Raw genomic sequence first — 5,841 nt, forward strand, 5'->3', positions numbered from 1 at the left:
GTTCGCTCGACACGATGCTGGCACTCATCCGTGGCACAACCACCACGAAGGGGCTACAGATCAAAGCCGTTCTCGATACGATGGTGTACGCCAAAGGGATCAAAGTCAGCTCGCAAGACATGGCGGCACTGAACATGCGACGGCGACGCCTCTGCCCCAATCTAAACTACACCATCAGGCCAAATAAATCGGGAAATAGTTAGTGGGCGGTCCCTAAGCTGGCAAGATCCTCCGCGAGGCCGGTCCCATGAATGCCGGAACCACGCTCATCGCCTTCGTCGAGGATCCGGACGGCTACCCGATCGAGCGCATCGGCGCGGGACAGACGGCGGGCTGATCCGCGACAGAGGACGAGTCCAATCCTGGGCTGAAAACCTCTGGAAAGCGGAAGGCGAATCCTGACATCGGCTCCTGGAGCGCCTCTTCCGGCGTCTCACCGATGGCTTGGCGGAAGTCAGACTGGCTGATAGTACTCCGCGCTCGGGAGAGCCGAGCACATGAGGAAGCGGCCAGCGTCGTATGAAACCTTCTTGGGCAACATGGGCTCCACACAGGGAGGTAAGGGTCTTCGATGCAAGGCGAAGAGCAACCTGTCATGACAAGATGAAAGTGTGTAGGAAGACCTGCGTCTCGTCGAAGAGCTCGCGCGCAGCGCTCGTGAGACTGGTCGCCAATTGTCGCCCCAGGTACGCTAACCGATCCGCAGGCAGCGCGGCGCATCATTGCCGGGATGCGCTTCGGGAGGCGCATCGTCCATAGATGTGGGGGATCGACTTCCGAGGAGGTTGGCGAGGGAACCTCTGGCAGGGGGGATGGCAGGGCAGGGTCAGGGATTGCCGGGGCAGGTTTCGTTCAAAGCATGGGCGGAAACTGCGGGCACCAGGCTGCTATTTTTTGCGTGACCCGACCCCGGGCGCGCTGCTGTTTTTCAAGCCCCGTTTCATGACCCCGGTTTCACGGACGGCTTACACGCCAACCTCTTCGAACAAAAATAAATGCGTCCCCTTTTTCGTCCCCAAGAACCAAAAGGAGCCTGTTTCATCCCTGTAGACGGCTAACACGCCCGCCTCTTCGGTTAAAAATTAATGCGTCCCCTTTTTGCGCTTTTTCTCCGAGGCCCGGCAGGAGGAAGCCCCGCCCCTGTGGTTAAGCCCCGGAACGTCTCCGCCGTCGAAACCCCGTCAAGCGCGTCTGGGCCATCGCCGACTCGATGCCCGACGCCAAGCGTAAGGATGTCATCGCCGCCTGCGTTGAAGAGGGCATCGCCTTCTTCACGGCGCGGACGCAGTACCAAAAGCGAAAGCAAAATCAGGCGACCTGATTAACCATCCACGATCAACGACCGAAACGCCTAATTCTGCCAAGGGGTTGGGCGTTTTGCTTTTCTGGAGGAGTCCATCTGGAAGAGGGGTTGGCCTTGTTAGCTGCGATTTCAGGGGGGCAAGGGCCGGGACTATAGGCTGGGGAGGGTCAAGGCCCGTTCGCCCGGTATAGCGCGGTTACGGGGGCCAAGGGCGGATACCTGTAATGCCGGGTCAGCGCTAAATAATGGCGTTATTTTTCGGTGTTTCGGATAAATGATCGCGTTAAATACTTGCGTCAAAACTCTCGCCGATGTAGAGTCCACATATCCTGGTTGAGTTAGGGGCGCATGATGGCTGGTGAAACCGCTACGAAGAGGGCACGCCGGAGCCCGAACTATCCCCAGCAGCCGTTGAACTGGGCTGTTGAGACCGGCCTTAAGCTGCTCGACAAGGAAGGGGTGCATGCGGTGCCTCCCGATGTTGTTGCAGCTAACCTCGGCTACAAGGATGCTAATAATGGAAGTGCGGCGCGCGTCCTAGCTAATCTCAAAGCGTTCGGGATCATTCAAAAAGCGCCTGGCGGTAAGCTCGTCGTCAGCAAAGATGTTCAGCGCTTCAAGTTGCACCCCGCTGACGCAGACAGGGCAGCGCTGATCCATCAATGGCTCAACAAGCCTTTGCTTTTCTCCAAGCTCCTTGAGAAGTATGACGGCAACCTGCCGTCAGACCGCGCACTAGTGTTTGAACTTGTTGATGAACACGGTTTTCTCGAGTCTGCAGCTCAGAGTGCAATCGAGGTGTTTAGGGCGTCGCTTAAGTATGCAGAACAGTTTTCTGCGGGGGTGACAAATGACGTCGCCCAGGAAGATGCGGTTGAAGACGAACACCAAGAGATAGAGGTTGCCGTCGCCGCCCCACCGAAGCGCTCGTCAGTTCCTGCTCCAGTGCATGTTGGGAGTACGAGCCATTCAGTCCCCGTTGCCGCTGTACGCGAGGGGGTTCGCTACCCGATCAGGTTGGCAGGAGGGCGCATGGCTTGGATTGAAGTGCCTGACCCGTTCTATGAGGCGGACAAGAAGAGGCTTGAAGCACAGCTCGCGATCATTGGAACGGTTGATGAGGACAATGAATTTTAGGAACTAAAGATGTAGCCTCAAAACCAAAAACGCCCACTTGGGTGGGCGTTTAGGGGGAATGGGAAGCCCACTCCACTACTTCGTTGGCGCTTAGAAGTGTAGCGGATTCCCCCTTCAAAGGCAATCGGTTCGGGGTGCTCCCCCTCGAGCCATCTACTTTGGAGAATGGCTATGCCACCTACCAATATGGGTTCCGCTACACCCAAAAACGACTCGTACGCGGCTGACGGTTACATTTACTGCCGTTACCGCAGGGTCAAAAATAGCGATCGGTATCTTGATGCCCATGAATATGGTTACAAGGCATGGAGGATACCGGTTAAGCGGAAGCGTTAATCTCGCTCAGGCGGCCCTCAACTCGGGGGCCGCCGTTTCCGTTGGTTAAAACTTCCTTATTTGTTGCGTCCCACGGTATACCTTGTGGTTGGCGATGAACATAATCGGCATGGTTGAATCGGGTCTCAATCCAACGTCTTGCTGAACCGCGACACCGCCAACGTCAGTGTAACCCCCGCAAACACGACCAACGCCAACACCTCCCCAGGCATATCCGCCAAGCTGGCCCCTCTTAGCATGATCCCCCGGATCATCCGTATGAAATGGGTCAGCGGTAGCAGCTCGGACAAATACTGGGCGGCCTTGGGCATGCCGGCGAAGGGGAACATGAATCCCGAGAGCAGGATCGAGGGCAGGAAGAAGAAAAAGGTCATCTGCATGGCCTGGAACTGGGTCTTGGCGGCGGTGGAGATGACCAGGCCCAGGGTCAGGTTGGCGGCGATGAAGAGCAGGGCGGCGAGATAGACCTGGTAGAGCGCGCCCCTTACGGGTACGCCGAACAGCAGCATGCCGAGGGCCAGGATGATGCTCACCTGCACCAGCCCGATGAGGACGTAGGGGATGATCTTACCGAGCATCAGCTCGATGGTGCGCACCGGGGTGTTGATCAGCAGCTCCAGGTTGCCGCGCTCGGCCTCGCGGACGATGGCGACTGCGGTGAAGAGCACCATCGTCAGGGTCAGGATGACCCCGATCAGACCGGGCACGATGTTGAGCGCCGAGCGCCGCTCCGGGTTGTAGAAGTTGCGGACCTCGAAGATCGGCTCGCCGCTCGGCTTGTCTGCCGCCGTGTCGTAGTCGAGCCTGATCTGGGCGAGCTGGCGGGCCGCCATCAGGACGACCGGATCGGTGCCGTCGGCCAGCAACTGGGCGGCCGGGCGCTCGGGATCCTGCAGCCGGCGTCCGAAGTCGGGCGGGATGTAGAGGCCGACCGAGATCTCGCCGCGCTGCAGCAGGCGCTCCAGCTCCTCGGGTCCGCGCACCGTGCGATGGATGTCCACCACCTGGGTCGCCTGGCTGTCGGCGATCAGCGCCCGCGAGAGCGAGGTCTGGGCCTGGTCGGCCACCCCGGCCGGCAGGTGGCGGACGTCGGTGTTGATGGCGTAGCCGAACAGCATCAGCTGGATCAGCGGGATGCCGACGATCATGCCGAAGGTGAGACTGTCGCGTCTTAGTTGCCGGACCTCTTTGAAGAGGATCGCGCCCAGTCGGGTGAGACAGCGGCTCATGGCTCGGCTCCGTCGGAATCGGTGGCGAGGACGAAGACGTCCTCCAGGCTTGGATGGACCGGCTGGACCCGGGCCTCGACGCCGGCGGCCGCCAGTGCCGAGCGTACCCGCTCGGGCGCGTCCTCGACCGCCTTGGCGACCAGCACCCGCAGCCGCACCCCGAGCTGGGTGACGCTGAGGATGTGCTCCAATGAGTCCAGCGCCGCGCGCGCGGGTCCGGGCGCGTCCGTTTCCACCTCCAACACCAGGGCGTCCATGCCGGCATAGAGCTGGGTCGGGGTGCCGTCGGCGACGATGCGTCCCCGCTGCAGGATCGCCAGGCGGTGACAGCGCTCGGCCTCGTCCATGTAGTGGGTCGAGACCAGGATGGTGGTGCCCTCGGCGACCAGCGCGAAGAGGGTCTCCCAGAAATCGCGCCGGCTCTGGGGGTCGACCGCGCTGGTCGGCTCGTCGAGAAAGAGCAGGGGCGGCGCGTGCAGTGTGGCGGCGGCGAGGGCGAGACGCTGCTTCTGGCCGCCGCTCATGGTGTCGGCGCGCTGGCGGCGCTGCTCGATCAGGTCGTAGCGCTCCAGCTGGGCCTCGATCCGCGCGCGACGGGTCTTGCGGGGCAGGCAGTAGATGTCGGCGATGAAGCCCAGGTTCTCCTCGACGTCCAGGTCCTCGTAGAGCGAGAAGCGCTGGGTCATGTAGCCGATCTGTTGCTTGAGCGCCTCGGCGTTGCCCGGAACCGGATGCCCCAACACCTGTGCCGTGCCCTCCGATGGGGTGAGCAGACCGCAGAGCATGCGGATGGTGGTCGACTTGCCCGATCCGTTGGGTCCGAGGAAGCCGTAGATCTGGGCGCGCGGGACGCGCAGATCGATGTGGTCCACGGCGGTGAAGGCGCCGAAACGGCGGGTCAGGCCGTGGGATTCGATGGCGTAGTCGCTGTTCATCCTGGGCTCGGGTGTTGGAGCTGGATTCGGGGATGTGAACCGCAAAGGCGCGAAGGACGCGAAGGAAAACGGAGGCTTGTCTGGCGGAGTCGCATCACGGACAACCTATTGAAATCCTTTGCGCGCTTTGCGCCTTTGCGGTTCAAGGTTTTTCTCCTGGGTCTCCCTCAATGCTTGCCCGGTCCGTCGAGCTGGAAGCTGGCGACCAGCGGGACCCCGGCCGGCAGGGATTCGGGTGCGTTCTGGAGGTCGATCTCGGCCAGATAGGTCAGGCGTCCGCGATCGCGCTCGGTGAGGGCGTAGTAGGGCGTGAAGGCCGGATCGGCGAGCACCTTGCGCACCCGTCCTGCGAACTGGGTGTCGAGACCGTCGACCGCGATGCTGGCGCCGGTTCCGGGCGTGACCCGGGCGCGGATCGCCTCGGGCACGTAGACCCGCGCATAGGGTCTGGGTCCGGCGAGCATCAGGGCGACCACCTTGCCGATGGCCGGCTGTTCGCCGAGACGGTAGGGCAGGTCGTCGAGCCTTCCGTCGCGTGGCGAGCGGACGGTCAGTCGTTCGAGGTCGAGTGTCCGCTCGCGCTCGTTGGCGCGCGCCTGGGCCAGTGCCGCCTTGGCCTGGTCAAGCTCCTCGGGGGTGGTGCCGTGCTCCAGCTCGGCGAGCGCGGCGCCGGCACGGTCCTGCTCGCTGCACGACTGGTCGCGCAGACGGCGGGCCGCGTCCACCGAGTCGGGGCTGGTCAGCTTGCGCTTCAGCAGGGCAGTGAGTCGTTCGAGTTCGCGCTCGCGCACCGCCAGGTCGTCCCGGGCACCGCTCAATCTGGCCCGGGCCTCGGCGATGCGCTCGGCGCGCGGACCGCGCACGAGCTCGGCCAGGCGGGCTTCGGCCTGCTCGCGGGCGG

The 5,841-nt window shown here is 62.4% G+C and carries 5 protein-coding genes and 1 pseudogene; 3 read left to right on the top strand and 3 right to left on the bottom strand.

Annotated elements, in window-relative coordinates; all coding sequences use genetic code 11:
* The 3 genes and pseudogenes from THIDRDRAFT_RS22645 to THIDRDRAFT_RS22650 form a co-directional block, all read left to right on the top strand.
* Window positions 1–203 (top strand): ISAzo13-like element transposase-related protein (locus tag THIDRDRAFT_RS22645; protein WP_007043261.1); only part of this gene is annotated, 203 nt, incomplete at its 5' end.
* 17 nt (window positions 204–220) lie between these two features.
* Window positions 221–337 (top strand): annotated as a pseudogene (locus tag THIDRDRAFT_RS25095) (lactoylglutathione lyase); the annotation flags it as partial.
* Window positions 338–1,654: 1,317 nt separating this feature from the next.
* On the top strand, window positions 1,655–2,440 hold the full coding sequence (locus tag THIDRDRAFT_RS22650; protein WP_216725668.1) for a hypothetical protein: 786 nt from the start codon (window positions 1,655–1,657) through the stop codon (window positions 2,438–2,440).
* Window positions 2,441–2,901: 461 nt separating this feature from the next.
* On the opposite strand, the gene THIDRDRAFT_RS22655 is transcribed toward THIDRDRAFT_RS22650, so the two are convergent.
* The 3 genes from THIDRDRAFT_RS22655 to THIDRDRAFT_RS22665 all read right to left on the bottom strand — a co-directional run.
* Window positions 2,902–4,005, bottom strand: coding sequence for an ABC transporter permease (locus THIDRDRAFT_RS22655; protein ID WP_007043263.1), 1,104 nt, complete (start codon window positions 4,003–4,005; stop codon window positions 2,902–2,904).
* Window positions 4,002–4,940, bottom strand: coding sequence for an ABC transporter ATP-binding protein (locus tag THIDRDRAFT_RS22660; RefSeq protein ID WP_007043264.1), 939 nt, complete (start codon window positions 4,938–4,940; stop codon window positions 4,002–4,004). Before THIDRDRAFT_RS22660 ends, THIDRDRAFT_RS22655 begins: the two co-directional genes overlap by 4 nt.
* A 167-nt stretch (window positions 4,941–5,107) precedes the next feature.
* The coding region (locus THIDRDRAFT_RS22665) for an HlyD family secretion protein (RefSeq protein WP_007043265.1) at window positions 5,108–5,841 on the bottom strand (734 nt) is incomplete at its 5' end.

The organism is Thiorhodococcus drewsii AZ1 (genome assembly GCF_000224065.1).
GTDB lineage: Bacteria > Pseudomonadota > Gammaproteobacteria > Chromatiales > Chromatiaceae > Imhoffiella > Imhoffiella drewsii.